At 69.6% G+C, this 17,318-nt stretch carries 12 protein-coding genes; 6 read left to right on the plus strand and 6 right to left on the minus strand.

Translation table 11 applies throughout. The features are described 5' to 3' along the window. Position 1 precedes the first annotated feature (1 nt). Positions 2–2,038: an asparagine synthase (glutamine-hydrolyzing) gene (asnB, locus tag AB1L88_RS15080; RefSeq protein WP_367097499.1), complete on the minus strand. Its 2,037-nt coding sequence runs from the start codon at positions 2,036–2,038 to the stop codon at positions 2–4. Between the two features lie 594 nt (positions 2,039–2,632). Between asnB and AB1L88_RS15085 the strand changes: the two genes are divergently transcribed. The 6 genes from AB1L88_RS15085 (at position 2,633) to AB1L88_RS15110 (ending at position 10,688) form a co-directional block, all read left to right on the plus strand. Further along, entirely contained in the window at positions 2,633–4,591 is a 1,959-nt protein-coding gene (locus tag AB1L88_RS15085) for a flagellar basal body P-ring protein FlgI (RefSeq protein WP_367097500.1), read from the plus strand. A 648-nt stretch (positions 4,592–5,239) separates the two neighbouring features. Further along, positions 5,240–5,812, plus strand: coding sequence for a helix-turn-helix domain-containing protein (locus AB1L88_RS15090; RefSeq protein ID WP_152053150.1), 573 nt, complete (start codon positions 5,240–5,242; stop codon positions 5,810–5,812). Between the two features lie 230 nt (positions 5,813–6,042). After that, positions 6,043–7,830, plus strand: coding sequence for a glycosyltransferase family 39 protein (locus tag AB1L88_RS15095; RefSeq protein WP_367097501.1), 1,788 nt, complete (start codon positions 6,043–6,045; stop codon positions 7,828–7,830). Positions 7,831–7,987: 157 nt separating this feature from the next. Then, complete coding sequence (gene moaC / locus AB1L88_RS15100; protein ID WP_367097502.1) at positions 7,988–8,554, plus strand: cyclic pyranopterin monophosphate synthase MoaC; 567 nt, start codon at positions 7,988–7,990, stop codon at positions 8,552–8,554. Between the two features lie 168 nt (positions 8,555–8,722). Further along, positions 8,723–9,787, plus strand: coding sequence for a polyprenyl synthetase family protein (locus tag AB1L88_RS15105; RefSeq protein WP_367097503.1), 1,065 nt, complete (start codon positions 8,723–8,725; stop codon positions 9,785–9,787). A 442-nt stretch (positions 9,788–10,229) separates the two neighbouring features. Next, on the plus strand, positions 10,230–10,688 hold the full coding sequence (locus AB1L88_RS15110; protein ID WP_367097504.1) for a helix-turn-helix transcriptional regulator: 459 nt from the start codon (positions 10,230–10,232) through the stop codon (positions 10,686–10,688). Between the two features lie 54 nt (positions 10,689–10,742). On the opposite strand, the gene AB1L88_RS15115 is transcribed toward AB1L88_RS15110, so the two are convergent. The 5 genes from AB1L88_RS15115 to dnaX form a co-directional block, all read right to left on the minus strand. Further along, entirely contained in the window at positions 10,743–12,239 is a 1,497-nt protein-coding gene (locus AB1L88_RS15115; protein ID WP_367097505.1) for a response regulator, read from the minus strand. Between the two features lie 162 nt (positions 12,240–12,401). After that, complete coding sequence (rpoN, locus tag AB1L88_RS15120) at positions 12,402–13,829, minus strand: RNA polymerase factor sigma-54 (protein WP_367097506.1); 1,428 nt, start codon at positions 13,827–13,829, stop codon at positions 12,402–12,404. A gap of 307 nt (positions 13,830–14,136) precedes the next feature. After that, entirely contained in the window at positions 14,137–14,778 is a 642-nt protein-coding gene (recR, locus tag AB1L88_RS15125) for a recombination mediator RecR (RefSeq protein ID WP_367097507.1), read from the minus strand. Then, positions 14,775–15,122, minus strand: a complete 348-nt coding sequence (locus tag AB1L88_RS15130; RefSeq protein WP_367097508.1) for a YbaB/EbfC family nucleoid-associated protein — start codon at positions 15,120–15,122, stop codon at positions 14,775–14,777. Before AB1L88_RS15130 ends, recR begins: the two co-directional genes overlap by 4 nt. A 117-nt stretch (positions 15,123–15,239) precedes the next feature. Next, positions 15,240–17,231 carry a DNA polymerase III subunit gamma/tau gene (gene dnaX / locus AB1L88_RS15135; RefSeq protein WP_367097509.1) on the minus strand — a complete coding sequence of 664 codons (1,992 nt, stop codon included), beginning with the start codon at positions 17,229–17,231 and terminating at the stop codon, positions 15,240–15,242. Positions 17,232–17,318: the final 87 nt, after the last annotated feature.

Consider the following 17,318-nt stretch of genomic DNA (forward strand, 5'->3'; position numbering starts at 1 on the left):
ATCAAGCGCTGGCCGCCGTCGCCGCGTGAGGTCCGAAGACCGAGGCGTCGGGGATCGCCAGGTCCGCCCGGTTGAGCGTCGGTGCCGACCACGTCGGCAGGTCGCAGAGCCCCCCGCCGCAGTACGTGTGATGCCAGAGCTGCGTGGCGACGACCATCGTCAGGCTCAGGTCCATGCCCCCTTGCCGCGGCGTGACCCGGGGGAACCACCGGCGTCGGGCGACCTCGGCCGCGACCGACTCGGCGTCGAAGAATCCGGTCCGGAGGAGCGATTCGGGGCTGAGCAACTGGTCGACCCATCCCGGACGGTGCGGGCCGAGGAAGGTCCGCGACAGGCTGGCGCGGAACATCTCCTTGGGTCGGCTCGCCGTTTTTTCGCCGATCGGGCTGGGCAAGACGCGCCGGGCGACCTGGCGGAGCAGCCACTTGTCCGTCTTGCCCCGCAGCTTGTATTCCGGGGCCAACCCGGCGCAGAAGGCGGTCACGTCCTCGTCGAGCAGCGGATACCGCGTCTCGACCGAGGCGTTCATCGCCACGCGGTCCCCCTTGCCGGCCAGGAGCAACCCCGGCAGCATCACCTTGTAGCCGAGGTAGAGCGACTGGTGCAGCGGGTGCCAGCGCCCGAAGCGGTCGTGGCTGATCCCCATGTCCTCGCCGTAGGCGCTATACCCATCAATCGAGGACCACATCGACTCCGAATACACGCGAGCACGCGATTGCCCGAGCATGTCGTACAGCTCTTGCTGGGCGACGCGAGCCCCCCGGACCGGGAACCTCGGGTTGCGGGCCCTCGGGTCGGTCGAGATCCGGTTGAGGAACCACTCGCGGCCGATCCGGGGGACGGTCTCCCCCCATCGGGCCTTGAAACGGTCGCGCATGGCGTGCATCCGGTGCCACGGATAGCCGGCCATCGCCTCGTCGGCCCCCTCGCCGGTCAGGGCGACCTTGTAGCCGGACTGGTGAACCGATTGGGCCAGCCGAAGCAGGGTCGCGCAGGCGGTGTCCATCACCGGCATCTCGGCGGCGGCGATCAGCTCGGGATACGTCTCGGCGATCCGAGCCTTCGACATTTCCACGAGCGTCAGGGGCGATCCCACCCCGGCCGCCGCCTCGCTCGCCTTGGTTCGTTCGTCCGGCCCGGCGCGGTCGAGCGCGACCGAGAAGGCGGGCAGGGGGGTCCCCCGCTCCTGCCCCGCCACGCCCAGCACGATGGCCGAATCGAGCCCCCCGCTGATGTAGCTGACCACCGGCACGTCCCCGCGCAATCGGCGTCGGACGGCGTTGCGGATCAACCCCTCGAATTCCTCGATCAGGCCCTCGACGTTCTCCTCACGCCGCTCCTCGCCCGCGTCGGGGAATTCCAGGTCCCAGTACGTGATCTCGTGCTTGCGGCCCGATTCGCTGTCGACCCGCAGGAAGTGCCCCGGCGGCAGCAGGTGGACGTCCCGGAAGCAGGTGCGCCGGATGCTCGCCGAGAAGGTGTTGAAGAACGAATCCAGCCCCTTCGGGTCGGGGATCGGGTCTACCAGGCCCGAGGCCAGCAACGCCTTGATCTCCGACCCCCACAGGAGCCACCCGTCCCGCTCGGCGTAGAACAACGGGCAGATGCCCACCCGGTCGCGGGCCAGGTGGACGGTCCGGTGGTTGCGATCCCAGAGCGAGACGGCGAACTGCCCCTTCGCGGCGCGGAAGGCCCCCTCGCCGTAGTCCTCGAACAGGTGGACCCAGACCTCCGTGTCGCATCGCGAGTGGAGCCGGTGCCCCTGGGCAATCAGGTCGCGCCTCAGCAGGTCGTCGTCGTACAGCTCGCCGTTGAAAGCGACCCAGATCGAGCCGTCCTCGTTCGCCATCGGCTGGAAGCCGCCGTCGAGGTCGACGATCGAGAGCCGCCTGGCCCCCAGGAACACCCCCGGTTCCCGGTGAATCCCCTCCGCGTCCGGCCCCCGATGCTCGATCGCCCGGGTCATGGCCACGGCCCGATCGAGCGGGAAGGTCCGACGGGCCCCGGTCAGGTCCACTGCGCCAGCGATGCCACACATGATGCGATCCTCAACGAAGCAGCCGGGCGAAGTCACACGGGTGCCGATCGATGCGCGGCCGGCACCCGCCGGCCAGGTCCGTCCACCCGCACCGGACCGAAGCACGTGACCTCTCGGTCGCTCAGTCCCGCGACGAGACGCGAACCCAGGGGATTTATACCATATGGAGAGAATGCGGGGCGGGGCGTGTTCGTCTCGGGTGTGCCGGTTGTAGCGGTTGTCGGGGTGGCGCGTCCGCCCCGGGCTCGGCTCGGCTCCAGAACCCCCCCCGTTGCACGACCAAGGACGATCTTGACCGTTCTCGCGGATTTGCTTAAGGTCCGCTCCCGGTCAGCCGCCTCCACCGCACCGGTCCGCCCCCGTCGGGGGTGGACACTCCCTTCCCGATCGACCCCGAGCGGTTGGAGCGCCGGCCGAGAATGGTCTTCGGAATCGTCCAGGCGGGGTGATCCTCGCGTCGGGCGTCCCGCCAAAGGGGGCCCCGACCCGATCGCCCGAACGGGTGCCCGCGCCGGTCCTCGGCGGCGGGCGAAGGGGCGTCTCGGGGCGCCCCGATACGGTCAACACAGCAGTCACAGGCAAGGAGGCCAGGTGATGCGACGCGGCGATCGACGCGCGGTCCCGGCGAGGGCCTTGGTGGGGTTCGGCGTGGCGATCCTCCTGATCGGCGCCCCGGCAGCGGTCCTCGGGCAAGACACCGATCAGAAGGTCGTCGACATCGCCGAGCCCCTGGGCTTCGGGCAGAAGGTCGTCGAGGGGGTCGGCCTGGTCATCGGCCTGGCCGGGACCGGCTCGGAACCCCGGCCTTCGTCCTATCGCGAGAAGCTCGAGACCGAGATCAAGCGCAACCCCGAGCTCGACGTCCAGTCGATCCTCGGCGACCCGCTCCAGCGGACATCATTGGTGGTCGTCCGCGCCCGGATCACCGCCGGCATCTCCCCCGAGGACGAGCTGAACATCGAGGTCCTGCTCCCGCCCGACAGCGAGACGACCAGCCTCGAGGGCGGCTTCCTCATGGGGACCTGGCTCAATGAGATCGCCATCGCCTCGGGCAACCAGCTCGACGGCAAGCCGATGGTCTACGCCTACGGCCCGGTCATCACCGGCAACGCCGACGCCCCCGACGACCCGAAGGTCGGCCGCGTGCTCGGCGGCGGCCGGATCAAGCAGGAGATCCCCTACGTCCTGCTCATCAACGACCGCTACCGCAGCGGGGGCGTGGCCAAGCAGCTCCAGGACCTCATCAACCAGCGGTTCCAGTACCGCGACGGCCGCTTCAAGAAGGGAGTGGCGACGGCCAAGACCGACAACACGATCGTCCTGAACGTGCCGAAGCGCTACCACCACAATCAGCTCCGCTACCTCCAGGTCCTCGCCCAGATTCGCCTGAAGCGCACGCCGGAACTCCAGGATGAGCGGCTCGAAACCTGGGGCAAGGAGCTGCTCGACCCCAAGACCGCCGGCGAGGCCGCGTTGAAGCTCGAATCGATCGGCGGCATCGCCTCCCCGGTCCTGGCCGGCGCGCTCACGAGCGACCATCCCCAGGTCCGCTTCTTCGCCGCCGAGGCCCTGGCCTACCTCGACGACGCCGCCGGCACCGACGAGCTGGTCAAGGCGATCATCGAGCAGCCCGGCTTCCGCACGATGGCCCTGGCGGCCCTCGCCTCGATGGACCAGCCGGCCGGCATCGTCCGGCTCCGGACCCTCATGAACCAGAGCGACCCGGCCATCCGGTACGGGGCCTTCAACGCCCTGCGGACGGCCGACCCGGGCGACCCGTACCTCGGCCGGACCCGGGTCCTCGGCTTCCTCGAAGAGCGACGACGCTCCGCCGAGGCCGACGACCCGATGAGCCTCCAGGTCGGGGCCGAGGCCGCCCCCCCGATCCGCCACGATCCCCCCCGCGAGGACCCGTTCGAGCTGTACGTCGTCCGGGCAGACGGGCCCCCCATGATCCACGTCAGCCGGACCCGACGCCCCGAGATCGTCCTGTTCGGCGAGGGCCACCTGCTCGAGACCCCCGTCGTCCTCGGCGGGACCGGCCCGATCCTGCTCAACGCCGCCCGGGGAGACCGCCGGATCGAGGTCTCCCGGATCGAACTGACGGGGGCACCCCCCCAGGTCCTCTCCTGCTCGAACGACCTGGTCGAGGTCGTCCGATGCGTCGCGGCGCTCGGGGCGACCTACCCCCAGGTCGTCTCGATCCTCCAGGGGGCCCACACCCAGGCCAATCTCGAGGCCGACCTGCAGATCGACTCCGCCCCCAACGACGTCCAGGAGTACGACCGGGCCCTGCTCACCGGCAAGGACGTGGTCAAGGACGACGCCGTGGCCCCCGCCTCGTTCGAGGACGAGGGATCGGACCGCCGACGCGGACTCGGCTTATTCAAGCGCCTTCGCCCGGGGGGCAATGCCGAGAAGCCCCGGGACGAGGAGCCGGAAAGCGATCTCGAAGCCGAATTGGGGATCGATCCCCAATTCGAGGCGCCCGAGCCCCGGCGTCCCGGCCTCCTGAGCCGTTTCCGCAACCGTGACGGCGACCCCGATCGCTGAGCCGCCTCGCGGCATCCGCAACGCCACAACCCCTTGAGGCCGGATCGCATCCGGTCCTCAAGGGCCACTCGCCGCCCCCGAATTCCGAGGCCGATTCCCCCCGCCCCTCCGCACGTCCCGACCGGCCGGAACAGCCGTATTGACGGCCCCGCCCGGCACGATTCCCCCCCCGGCGACCCCCGGTACACGTCTCCCGACCGGGCTTGTGTTGTAACCCTCCCTAAAGTCGCCGGCCGCGCCGATCGAAAATTAGTCTTGACGGTCAGGTCCGCTACCGCAAGGAGGCGAGCGAACCCCCCTCCGGGTGACCTGAACCGGGCGGCCTGCATGACGCGGTGTCAGCGGGTCGGTTCCTGAGCCGTGCTCTGGCGGCAGGGCGTTTCGAGGCCCCGCCGCCGTGCACTGCAACGGAGCGATCGGTCCCTGCGATCCACGGATGGTGACGGTTGAGTCGATTGGTTGCCCGCCGACGTCCGCTCGCCCCGGACCCGGCACGTCCTCGGCAACCCGATCCGCCGACCCCGGCCGACGCGGCCGGAGCTGGCGACGCTCCCCGTCCGCGTCGGATCGGGCCGGCCCGGCCCCAGGAGGGGGTCTCGGACACCTCCGAGGTCTCTCACGTACTCCGATCCGAGTGGAGTCCTCGATATGAAGAAGGTTTATACGACTGGTCAGGTCGCCAAGATCTGCAAAGTTGCGCCCCGAACCGTGAGCAAGTGGTTTGATTCCGGCCGACTGCGGGGCTATCGCATCCCCGGTTCGCAGGATCGCCGCATCCCCCGGGATAACTTGCTGCGATTCCTCAAAGAATACGGGATGCCCCTCGGCGAGCTCGAAGCCGAGGTCTACAGCAAGGTCCTGGTGGTCGGGGCCGACGGCCCGCTCCAGTCCATGCTCCGCGACCACCTCCGCGAGACCGAGGACTTCCGCCTCGAAGTCGCCGCGTCCGGATTCGAGGCCGGCATCCGTGCCGAGAGCTTCCACCCGGATTGCATCATCATCGACATGGCCATCGGCCGCATCGAAGCCGGCCAGATCGCCCAGAACCTCAAGCGAAGCGAAGATCACGCCAACACCGTCCTCATCGCCCTGACGAGCGACGAGCCCGGCGACGAGATCTACCGCCTCGGCTTCAACGACGGCTTCAAGAAGCCCTTCGACGGCGCCCTGCTCGCCGAACGGGTCAAACGCCTCATCGCCCAGAAGAAGAACGAGGACTGATCGCCCGCGATCGCCCTTCGTTCCGTTCGACTGCGTTCTCGGGCCCCTTCGGGATCTCCCGGCCTCGTCGCCGGGGACGTCCTTTCGGGGCCCGCGATCGTTTCCGGGATGGCCCAGGGCCCGAACCTTTGGCATCGCCGCGCCGCTCGCGGTTATGATGCTTGGCGATCGCGCCGTTGCCCGGCCACGTGATTGATCGCCCGATCGCCCCCCAGGCCCGATGCCCTCCGATGCCCGACCCCTCGCCGATGGCCGCCGCCCCGACCCCGGCACCCCCGTTCGACCCCCGCTGGCCGTGGCTCCTGGGGGCCCTGGCCGGCCTCGCCGTGCTCCTGACGATCGGCGACCCGGGCATCACCAGCGACGAGCCGATCGACGTGAAGGTCGGCCGCAATTACCTCAGCCTCGCCGGGGCCCTGATCGACCAGGTCGGCAGCCGAGGGGTCGCCTCGATCCGCCGGGCCAATCTCGACGCCTTCTTCGCCGACAATGCGCAGCATCCTCCGCTCGGCCGGTGGCTCGTCGGCCTGGCGTCCCTCGTCTTCGAGCCGTTCGAGGGCCTGCTCGGCGGGGCCGACCCGATGTCGGTCCACCCGGCCCGCATGGCGCCGATGCTCGCCTTCGCCCTTCTGGTCGGGGTGATCACCCGGGAGGCCGGCCGTCGCTTCGGCCCCGCGGCCGGGATCGTCGCGGGGCTTTCGCTCATCCTCATGCCCCGCGTCTTCGCGCACGCCCACTTCGCCACGCTCGACACGATCCTCGCCCTCTGCTGGACGCTCGCCCTGCTCGCGGCGGCCCGGGCGATCGAGGGGCCTCGGCCCGTCCTCGGCCTGGCGATCGCCGGGGCCGTCTGGGGCCTCGCCCTCTTGACGAAGATCCACGCCTGGCTCCTGCCCCCCCTGGTGCTCGGCTACGCCCTGGTGCGCCTGCCGATGCGCAAGGCAATCCCCGGCGGATTGCTCTGGGGCCTGGTCGGCCTGCTCGTCTTCGTCCTCGGCTGGCCGTGGCTCTGGAACGACTCGCTCGACCGCCTCGCCCGGTTCCTCTCCACCAGCGTCGATCGCCAGCCGCTCCGGGTGCTCTACTTCGGTCGGGTCGTCGAGGATGTCGCCTTGCCCTGGCACTATCCCTGGGCCTACTTCGCCCTGACCGTGCCCGTCGGCCTGCACCTGCTCGGCCTGCTCGGCCTGGTCCGAGGGCTCCGGACCGTCGGGCGCGACCCCTTCCCCGCCTTGCTCGCCGCGTCGATCCTGCTCTTCCTGGTCCTCTTCAGCACCCGCGCCCCCGTCTACGACGGCGAGCGTCTGTTCCTCCATGTCTTCCCGAGCTGGGCCCTCCTCATCGGCTTCGGCTTCCAGGGGCTTTGGGATCGACTCAAGCCCCACGACTTCGGCGCTTCCATCCGGACCGGCGGCGCAGGAGGCCGCGACCAACGGCATCCCCCAACCCTCTCCCCCGCTCGCGGGGGAGCAGGTGGCCGCAGGCCGGGTGAGGGGGGCCCCGGCCCAATCACGCCGCAACAGGCGTCCGGTTTTCCTTGGAAACTCGTCCTTCGCGGGCTCCTCATCGCCCTGGTCGTCGCCCAGGGATTCGGCGTGGTCCGGATGCACCCCTACCAGTTGAGCTATTACAACCTGCTCGTCGGCGGCCTCCCCGGGGCCGATCGCCTCGGCCTGGAGCTGACCTACTGGGGAGACACGCTCGATCCCCCCTTGCTGGCCGAGGTCGAACGGCTCGTGCCCCGCGGGGAATCGGTCGCCATCGCGCCGACCTTCCACCACCTGTACCCGACCGCCCTGCTCAACGCCGGCCTCTATAAGAAGGAGATCCGCCTGCTCCCCGAGCAAGGGATCGACGAGTCGCGATGGCTGCTCGTCTCCCGACGCTCCGCCTACTGGTCGCCGGCGATCGACGCCGCCCAGGCGCGCGGCGAGCCCGTCGCGGAGCGTTCCCGGGCCGGCGTCTGGCTCTCCCGGCTCTATCGGTTCGAGGCCCCACCGGCCGCGGTTCGCCCCTGACAATCGCGAAGATTCGTTCAGAACGAATTGAACTTCGCCGGCCCCTCGTCTACAATCCAGCATGAGCACGGACAAAGGCCCCCGGCTGGGGCGTGTCCGGCCCCCTTTCGGACGTTCGGCGCATCGATTCGGCTCGGATCAGATCGGAGGAGTCCCCGTGCCCGGCCTGACCCATTTTGACGAGTCGGGAGCCGGTCGGATGGTCGATGTCTCGGGCAAGCCCGAGACGCTTCGATCGGCGACGGCGAGCGGGCTCGTCCGGATGAAGCCGGAGACCCTCGACCTGATCCGCGATCGCAAGCTCTCCAAGGGAGACGTGTTCGAGGTGGCCCGGCTCGCCGGCATCCTGGCGGCCAAACGCACGGGAGACCTGATCCCGCTCTGTCATCCCCTGGGGCTCGACGCGGTCGAACTCCGCCTCGAACCGCTCGGGGATGACGCCGTCCGGATCGAGGCCACCGCCCGCCTGATCGGCCGGACCGGGGTCGAGATGGAGGCCATGACCGCCGTCTCGGTGGCCGCCCTGACCATCTACGACATGTGCAAGGCGGTCGATCGCGGCATGGTCATCGAGCAGATCGTCCTGCAGGCCAAGTCGGGGGGCCGCAGCGGGACCTACCGGCGCCCCGAAGGACGCGTCCCCTCCACGACCCACGACGACACCACACGGAAACCCATGCCGGGAGCGGCTCCGAGGGGCGAGGGCGAGCCCGGAACCCCCTGAATCGCCCGGCCGTCCGCCCCCGTTCCCGGCCCAGGCCGGGACCGGCGGCGGGACCTCGGGGGCCTCGGGTCGGTCGCCCCCGACAACCCACGGTCCGACGACCCGCCTCTCCCGATCCCCATTCCCCGGGGGCCCTGGCCCCCGCTTGAGCCGACGGGACCCGAGCTGATGGCCGAAGTCGATACCCTCCATCACAATCCGCTCGCCGGCCGACCTCGACTCGGGGAACGCGCCTCCTCGTGGATCGGGCCCGACGAACTCGCCGAGCAGTTGCGAGCCGCCTACGCCCCGATCGCCCCCCACCTCGTCGAGGCCGAGCAGATCTTCCGCGACGAGCTGCACAGCCGCAGCGACTACGTCCAGCGCCTGGTCGAGCATTCGAGCCGATTCCGCGGCAAGCAGCTCCGCCCGGCCCTCGTCCTGCTGACGGCCCAGGCCTGCGGCGGCGTCAAGCCGGCCCACCCGGTCGTCGCCGCGGTCGTCGAGATGATCCACACCGCCACCCTCGTCCACGACGACATCCTCGACGAGGCGACCGTCCGCCGCCATGCCGCCACCATCAACGCCGAGTGGGGTGCCGAGGCCGCCGTCCTGCTCGGCGACTACCTGTTCACCCACGCCTTCCACCTGGCCGCCTCGCTCGAATCGACCTACGCCTGCCGCGTGATCGGTCGCGCCACCAACCTCGTCTGCGAGGGTGAACTCCAGCAGGTCCACCACCGCGGCGACCTCGACCTCGACGAGTCCTCCTACTACGAGATCGTCCGCGGCAAGACGGCCGAGCTGACCGCCGTCTCCTGCCGGCTCGGCGCCCACTATGCCGGGGCCTCTCCCGAGGTCTGCGACGCCCTCGACCACTACGGCCGCGACCTCGGCGTCGCCTTCCAGATCGCCGACGACCTGCTCGACCTCTGGGGAGACGAGGACGACACCGGCAAGACCCTCGGCACCGACCTCGACAAGCAGAAGCTCACCCTGCCGGTCATCCTCCTGCTCCGATCGGCCGACCCGGCCGACGCCGCCACCGTCCGGAACCTGCTGGCCACCCCGTCGAGCCAGACCCTCCGGACCTTGCGACCGATGCTAGAAGCCTCCGGCGCCCTCGACGACGCCTGGGAGCGCGCGCGATCGTTCATCGAATCGGCCCGCCAGCAGCTCCGCATCCTCCCCCCCTCGCCGGCCCGGGAGATCCTCGACGGCCTGGCCCAGCTCGTCGCCCGTCGCAGCTTCTGACGCCGCCGCCGATCGCGAGGCGTCTCGCGGCCCGCGACCCCATCCCTCCCCCCATTCCTCCCCGGGAGCGCGAGGCATCGGGATGGCGACCGGACGTCGACGGCCGACGAGGAGGCCGGCCCGGCCCGGACCGGCCCGGCCCGGACCGGCCCAACCCGGGCGGGCGGTCCCGTCGCCACACCACCTCTCCCCGCGTCGATTCCGGGCATCATGCGTCGTCGCACGTGTGCAAAGCGCCTCCAATGGCGGCAATCGGTGCGATCTTCGGGAAAATCTTGGTCCAATCGCCGGTCCTGGGACGCTGATTTCGAGTATGTCACCACCACACACGTATCACGACCGGTTCTCCGTCATGGTGGAACCGTCCCGCAAGGTCGCTCCCCCGCCTTCGGAGACTGCCCACGACCGCTCGGGGCAGGCTCCGGCACGAGAAGCTCGAGTCGTGCCCGCCCAGACCCAGAACTCCCCCGCCCAGGCCCTCGCCCGCAAGCTGGACCGCCGGATGGTCCAGCTCGGGCTCTCCCAGCAGGCGCTGGCGCAGAAGTCGGGCGTGAGCGACTCCGAGGTCTCCCGGCTCCTGAAGGGGCAATCGAAGCGGCCCGGATTACACAACATCCTCCGGCTGGCCCGGGCCCTCGACGTCTCGGTCGACTTCCTGGCCGACGACACCCTGCACGACGATCCCCGCGACGATCGCCCCGCGATCCCGCCCGAGGACGAGGCGCTGCTCGAATTGGCCCGGGCGATCGGCAACCGAGAGGTCGCCATGATCCTCGACGCGACCCGCATCCTCGGCTTCGAGACGGCGATCCGTCGTCTCTACGGGGTCGAATTCCGGCCCTTCGCCGCCTTCCCCTCCCAGAACCACGACCACGAGCACGCCCCGACGACCCCCGAGTGATCGATCGGACCTGACCTGATCGGCCGGCGGAGGGGCGACCCCGGCCCCTCGGGGTCAGCCGGGAGCGCCCGGCTGCGACCCCGCCCGGCCGAGCAGGGCGGCCAGCTCGGCCAGCCGAACCGGCTTGGTCACGATGTGGTCGAACGCGCGGTCTCCCTCCTTCTCCGCCGTCGGGGGGTCGGTCGCGCTGCTGATGCCGATCAGCAGCGGGGCGTTCCTGTCCACCTCGTGCCGAATCTTCCGGGCCAGCGATTGCCCCTCGAAGAACGGCGTGTGCAGGCCGATCAGCACCACCTGCGGCTGGAATGCCCGGATCATCTCCCGGGCCTCGTCGAGCCTCGGCGTGGTCCGAACGTTCCAGCCCAGCCGGCCGATCAGCAGCCCGAGGGCCTGGATCGTCTCCAGGTGGTCGTCGACCAGCAACACATGGCCCGTCGACCGGCGCGGCTGGGGCGGTCGCGCCGCCGAGGCCGCCTCGGCCGCGGCGCCCGGCGTCCAGCCCTCGACGATTGTCCGAGGCAATTCGATCACGAACGGCGGGCCGGGCCTCAGCAGCCCTCCCAGCCGGTCGGCGAAGATCGACGCCAGGAACAGATCCAGGTCGATGGCCTTGCTCGACTGCGGCAGTTCGAATTTCGAGACCTCGGGGATCAGATCGAAGACCAGTTCCAGCCGGTCGGCCGTGAGCCGCCAGTCGATCCGGAGCCGCTCGCAGCCCTGGTCCTGGCCGGCCCGGCGGCAGAAGTGGATGCCATGCCGGATCAGGTGTTCGAACCGCCTGGCATCGGTCCGCAACCAGAGCGGGTCGGGCCGCGTGATGCGGTCGAAGTCGAGCTGGGCGTCATATGCTTCCTTCTTCGCCCGCCGAATGGCCCGCGCCATCAGGCCGCCCAGCTCGACGACCTCGCCCGCCGTCGCATTGGCCTCCGACTCGATCCGGGCGATCTCCGACGAGTCGTTCAGCAGGCCGAGCATCCGATAGCATTGCCGGTCGAGCAGCTCGATCGTCCGCTGCTGGCTCAACGACCCCGGCACGTTCTGGAACGACAGGACCTCGACCGCATTGGTGATCACCCCCAGCAGGTCCCGCATGTTGTGGCGGACCACCTGCATCAGGCCGGCCAGCCGCCGGTGCTCCGCCTCGGTCGGCGGCTCAATCGGCAGGCCGAACGTCGGCACCAGGATCGACGAGCCGGCCGCCAGTCGGACCGCCTGGACCAGGCAGGCCGGGTGGCCCCGGGGCACGACCAGGAACGCCCCCAGCCGCCGGAACCCCTCGAACTGCTCCAGCGACTCCTCCTCCGTGACCAGGATCACCGGAGGCCCCGAGCCGCCCTTCCGGAGCGGCAGCCACAACCGCGCATCGCATTGACCCTGCCGGTGCAGCGCCACGATCAGATCCGCGTCGTCCGCACCGATCGTCGCCAGCTCCGTCGGGCGGTCCAGGTGCTCAAAGGTGATGGACCCCCCTTCGGCCTCGACCGCGTGCTTGATGGCATCCAGTTCCTCAGGATCGACCTTGAGTTCAGCCAATCGAAGCGACACGGGCATTGTCATCACTCCCTGATGGAACTGCTGCCAGACATCCTCCTCCTCCTCCTGAACAGATTGATTATAGCATGCAGGCTATCTTTGGCAATGCAAGGCGAGACTGGCGCGGATTAAAGCATTTTTCGGCTCGTTCCCGCAGAATCGGGCGAGACACCCCGGGTGTCAAAATTCTTTTCGGTGCCGGCTCGACGGAATCCGCATGGCCTTGCGGTATTTCGTCACGGTCCGGCGCGCCACGGTCAGCCCCTGTCGGCCCAGCTCGTCGACGATCTCCTCGTCCGAGAGGGGCTTGCTCTTGTCTTCCTTGGCGATGATCTCGGTGAGCTTCTGCTTGATCGTGTCCCAGGCGATTTCCTCGCCGTCGGCGCTGACCGTGCCGCCGCCGAAGAACCGCTTCAGGGCGAAGATCCCCCGGGGCGTCTGCACCCACTTGTCGTCGACCGCCCGGCTGACGGTCGTCACGTGCACGCCCACCTGGTCGGCGATCTGCTGCATCTTCAGCGGCTGGATCGCCTCCGGCCCCTTGTCGAGGAAGTCGCGCTGGTGGGCGATGATCGCCTTGGCGACCTTCAGCAGGGTGCTCCGCCGCTGCTCGATCGACTCGATCAGCCAGCGGGCCGACTGGATCTTCTTCTGGATGAACGCCCGGGCCTCGGGGTCTCCCCCGCGGTCCTTCAGCATCCGCTGATAACGCCTCGAGATCGTCAGCTGCGGCGCGTGCTCGTCGACCAGCCGCACCTGGTATTCGCCGTGCTCGTCCGGCTCGACGATCAGGTCGGGCACCACATACTGCGCCGATCCCGGATTGAACCGCGCCCCCGGCTTCGGGTCGAGCCGCCGGAGCTGTTCCAGCCCCTCCTTGATCTCGGCCAGCGACAGCCCGGTCTTCTTCTCGATCACCGGCAGGCGGTTCTGCTGGATGTCGTCCAGGTGGTTGCTCACCAGCAGCCGGAGCACCTCGACGTGCGGCGTCTCCGGCGTCAGTTGCAGCAACAGGCACTCGCGCAGGTCCCGCGCGCCGATCCCCGGCGGGTCGAGCTTCTGCACCAGGGCCAGGGCCTGCTCGGCCTGCTCGAACGTCACCGCCCCGCCGGCGTCCCGCACCAGGTCGGGGATGTCCATCCCCGTGAAGTACCCGTTCTCGTCGAGGTTCGAGATGATGTACTCGGCCAGCCCCCGGACCTTCGGGTCGATGTCCGGGAACGACAACTGCTCGCTCAAGGAGTCGTGCAAGGACGGCGGACGCGACGCCATGTTCTGCATCGCGTCGTGCTTCCGGTCCGATTCCTCCACCAACGCCGCCCGGCTCGGGCGGTGCTGCTCGCCCGAGGTGTCCCAGTTGTCCCAGTCGTCATAAATCTCCGTCTCGTCGACCTTCGGCTCGTCGTCCGTCGAGGGTTCCTCGACCTGGCCTTCCGGGGCCACCGACTCCCGAAGATCTTCGAGGAGCGGGTTCTCGATCAATTCCTGGTCAATCCGCTCCTGCAGCGCAAGCCACGGCAGTTGCAGGATTTCCATGGATTGAATCATGCGGGGCGCCATGCGCATTCGCATGTCGGTCCGCATTTGCTGAGAGGTATCGAGCCGCATACGCGTTGAGCTTCCGCGAAGTGTCCCGGGGCAAATCGTCCCTGATCCGGTTCCTGGGCAGGGGCAATGGCCACGGGCACCATCCCTGCCGATCCCGAACCGCCGACGACCAGCATCTCTGGCGTTGAGGTTTCTCGAACAGCAAAAATCATACCACCGCGCGAGGCGGAAGGGGAGGGCAGTTCTCCCCATTCCCGAAAAGATGGTCGACTCGTCGCACCGGCGTCGCGGCGAACTTCGCGGCGATCTGCCGTCGACCACATCGAATTCCGGAGTCTCGTCCCAGTATCCGGCCCACCGTCGCCTCTCAATACCGCTGACGGCCCTGCAGCGCATCGGCCAGCATTTCCTTGTTGGCGAACTCCAGCGAGCCGCCCGAGGCCAGCCCTCGGGCCAGCCGCGTGATCGTCACCCCCAGCGACCCGAGGCGATCGGCCACCAGGCGGGCCGTCGCGTCCCCTTCGAGCGTCGGGTTCGTCGCCAGGATCACCTCCCGGATCCCCCCCGCGCGGACCCGTTCTTCCAGCCGGGCCAGATTCAACTGGTCCTCGAAGACCCCCTGGAGCGGGGCCAGACGACCGTGCAAAACGTGATACCGACCATTGTAGGTTCCGGCCTTTTCCAGGGCCATCAGGTCGCGCGATTGCTCCACCACGCAGACGAGCGACTCGTCACGCCTCGGCTCCCGACAGATGGTGCAATGCTCCTGGCCCGACTCGGTCAGGTGCCCGCAAATCGCGCACTGGTGAATCCGATCGCGGGCCGCCCGGATCGCCTCGGCCAGGGCGATGGCGTCCTCGGCCGGGCATCGGATCAGGTGATGGGCCAGGCGCTCGGCGCTCTTGGCCCCGATCCCCGGCAATCGGCCGAGCGCCCGGACGAGGCGATCGACCGTCCCCGAGGCGCTCGGGTCCACCGGAGACGCCTCGCCGAACCCGCCGGCGCTCACGGGCGGCCTCCTCCGGGGAACAGCGAGTCGAGGCCCGGCATGTTCAGGTTCATGCCGCCGGTCATCGTCTTCGCGGCCTCCTCGCGCGCCCGATTCATCGCCTGATTGACCGCGCCGGTCACCAGGTCTTCGAGCAACTCGACGTCGCCGTCGGTGGTCAGTTTCGGGTCGATCCGCACCGAAACCAGCTCCATCCGGCCGTTGACGGTCGCCTTCACCGCCCCCCCGCCGGCCGAGCCTTCCACCTGCACGTTGCCGAGCTGCTCGGCCGCCTGCTCCATCTGTTCCCGGATCTTCCCGGCGTTGCGCATCAGGTCGGCAAGATTCCCGAGGTTCCCGAACATCGCGTCTCCCCCATGCAGGTCGTGTTGAGGCCAGCAAAATCCCCGAGAACGCGCCGGCGAGCCCGGCGAGGAGGGCCGATCGACCGACCCCAAAAGGCCCGCCATCGGTCCGACCCGTCAGTCGTCGGCCCCGGCCCCGGCCTCCGAATCGGCCGAGCCGTCACCATCGGCACTGTTCCGGCGCTCCGGTTCCACCTCGACCCGTCGCAACTGCGCCTCGAACCGGGCGACGAGCTGCTGGGCCAGGTCATCCTCCAGCACCGCCTGGTGCGCCGACGAACCCGGCTCGAACACCGTCGGCTCGGGGGCCGCGGACGCTTCCCGGCGGAACTCGACCGAGACGCCCCGGCCGAGCGCCTCGGCCAGGTGCCCCTCGATCTTCGACCGCAGCTCGGGCAGGTTGCAACGATCGGCCAGGTAGTTGTACGCCGAGGGCACGGCCACGACCACCAGGCCCGACGCCGAGACCTCCGACGGCTCCAGCCGCTTGAACTGCGCCGGCAGCTTCAGCTCCTCGGTCCGATCGACAAGCACTTGCCATGCCGCCCGGGCCCGCTCCAGCAAGGCCCCGTCCCCCCCGGGCTCCGACGTCGACGCCATCGCCGCCAACGCGGTCTCGCCCCGGTCCGGCGGAGCAGGGGGGGGACCGTCCCGATCCTCGCCGTCTTGACCTCGGTGCTTGCCGTTCCCGTTCCCCAGGTGCGGCGACGCCTCGACCTCCGCTCGCGGTCGCGGGCCCGATGACGCCGGGGCAATCGGAGGGGCCGCGGCCGGAGCCTGAGCCGGGCTTGGCGACGGCCCCGCTGCCGGATGGCCCTGGGCCTGGCTCAGCGGCTCATCGGCTTTTTTTTTTACGGCACCGTCCGGCCCGGGAGGGGGCGCGCCCGCTTCCTGCCCCGCGAGCCGGGCGATCACCTCGCCCAGCTCGGCCAGGTTCTCCAGGCGGGCGACCCGGCAGAAGGCCAGCTCGACCAGGAGCCTCGGGAACGGGCTGCCCCGGAGCCGGCCCCGCGTCTCGGCCAGGATCTGCTGCGCGGCGATCACCGAATCGAGCGTCCAGCGCCCGGCCAGCCCTTCTAGTTGCTCCCGCTGGCCCGGCAGGGCCGCCAGCGGTGCCACCTCGGCCCCGGCCGCGACCACCATCACGTCCCTCAGGAACTCGATCGACGCATTCAGGACGTCCGTCGGCTGCACGCCGTCGTTGACCGCCCGATCGAGGATCTCCAGCGCCCGGCCCGGTGCTCGATCCGCCAGGGCGTCGAGCAGGGTCAACACCCGGTCATCCCCGGCGATCCCGAGCAGTTCATGCACTCGGTCGGCCGTCAGGTGCTCGGCCCCCGACGAGAGCAACTGCTCCAGCAACGACTGGGCGTCTCGCATCGAGCCGGCCGCGCGGCGGGCGACGACGTGCAGGGCCTCGCGGTCGGCCCTGATCCCCTCGCGTTCGCAGATGCTCGCCAGTTGGTCGACGATCTGCTCCGGCCCGATCCCGGCGAAGTCGAACCGCTGGCAGCGCGACAGCACGGTGATCGGGATCTTGTTCGGCTCGGTCGTCGCGAAGACGAACTTGACGTGGCTCGGCGGCTCCTCCAGCGTCTTCAACAGGGCGTTGAAGGCGCTGGTCGAGAGCATGTGCACTTCGTCAATATAGTAAATCTTGAACCGCGATCGGCTCGGCCGCAATCCGGCGTTCTGACGGAGCTCGCGCACGGCCTCGACGCCGTTGTTGCTCGCCCCGTCGATCTCGATCACGTCCACGTCCTGCCCCAGGGCGATCGCCCGGCAGGTGTCGCACTCGTTGCACGGCGACTCGGTCGGCCCGCCCCGTTCGCAGTTCAGGGCCTTGGCGAAGATCCGGGCCATCGAGGTCTTGCCGACCCCCCGGGTCCCGCTGAACAGATACGCCTGGGCCACCCGATCCATCCGGATCGCATTGCGCAGGGCCCTCACCACGTGATCTTGCCCGACCACGTCCTCGAACCGTTGCGGCCGGTAGCGGCGCGCCACCACCGTGTACGCCTCTCCCTCCCGCCTCGGTGCGGTGGAGAGCGTCTCGGCGCCCGGCGAGTCGGTCGAAGGGTCCGGGGCGCTGGGTCTGGTCCGTGCCACGGATAAGACGCTCCGTCGTGCCGAAGAAACCCAGACAGGGGTCGGGCGTCGTCGCTTCGCTCACGTCCACGTCAGGACAGGAAGAAC

It is taken from the genome of Tautonia sp. JC769, from assembly GCF_040717455.1.
Lineage (GTDB): Bacteria > Planctomycetota > Planctomycetia > Isosphaerales > Isosphaeraceae > Tautonia.

What these genes read in the sequence shown, in the direction of transcription:
- AB1L88_RS15090 (WP_152053150.1), top strand. Translation starts at nt 5,240, where the DNA reads ATGAAGAAGGTTTATACGACTGGTCAGGTCGCCAAGATCTGCAAAGTT.
- AB1L88_RS15085 (WP_367097500.1), top strand. Translation starts at nt 2,633, where the DNA reads ATGCGACGCGGCGATCGACGCGCGGTCCCGGCGAGGGCCTTGGTGGGG.
- rpoN (WP_367097506.1), bottom strand. Translation starts at nt 13,829, where the DNA reads ATGCGGCTCGATACCTCTCAGCAAATGCGGACCGACATGCGAATGCGC.
- asnB (WP_367097499.1), bottom strand. Translation starts at nt 2,038, where the DNA reads ATGTGTGGCATCGCTGGCGCAGTGGACCTGACCGGGGCCCGTCGGACC.
- AB1L88_RS15115 (WP_367097505.1), bottom strand. Translation starts at nt 12,239, where the DNA reads ATGCCCGTGTCGCTTCGATTGGCTGAACTCAAGGTCGATCCTGAGGAA.
- AB1L88_RS15105 (WP_367097503.1), top strand. Translation starts at nt 8,723, where the DNA reads ATGGCCGAAGTCGATACCCTCCATCACAATCCGCTCGCCGGCCGACCT.
- AB1L88_RS15095 (WP_367097501.1), top strand. Translation starts at nt 6,043, where the DNA reads ATGCCCGACCCCTCGCCGATGGCCGCCGCCCCGACCCCGGCACCCCCG.
- AB1L88_RS15130 (WP_367097508.1), bottom strand. Translation starts at nt 15,122, where the DNA reads ATGTTCGGGAACCTCGGGAATCTTGCCGACCTGATGCGCAACGCCGGG.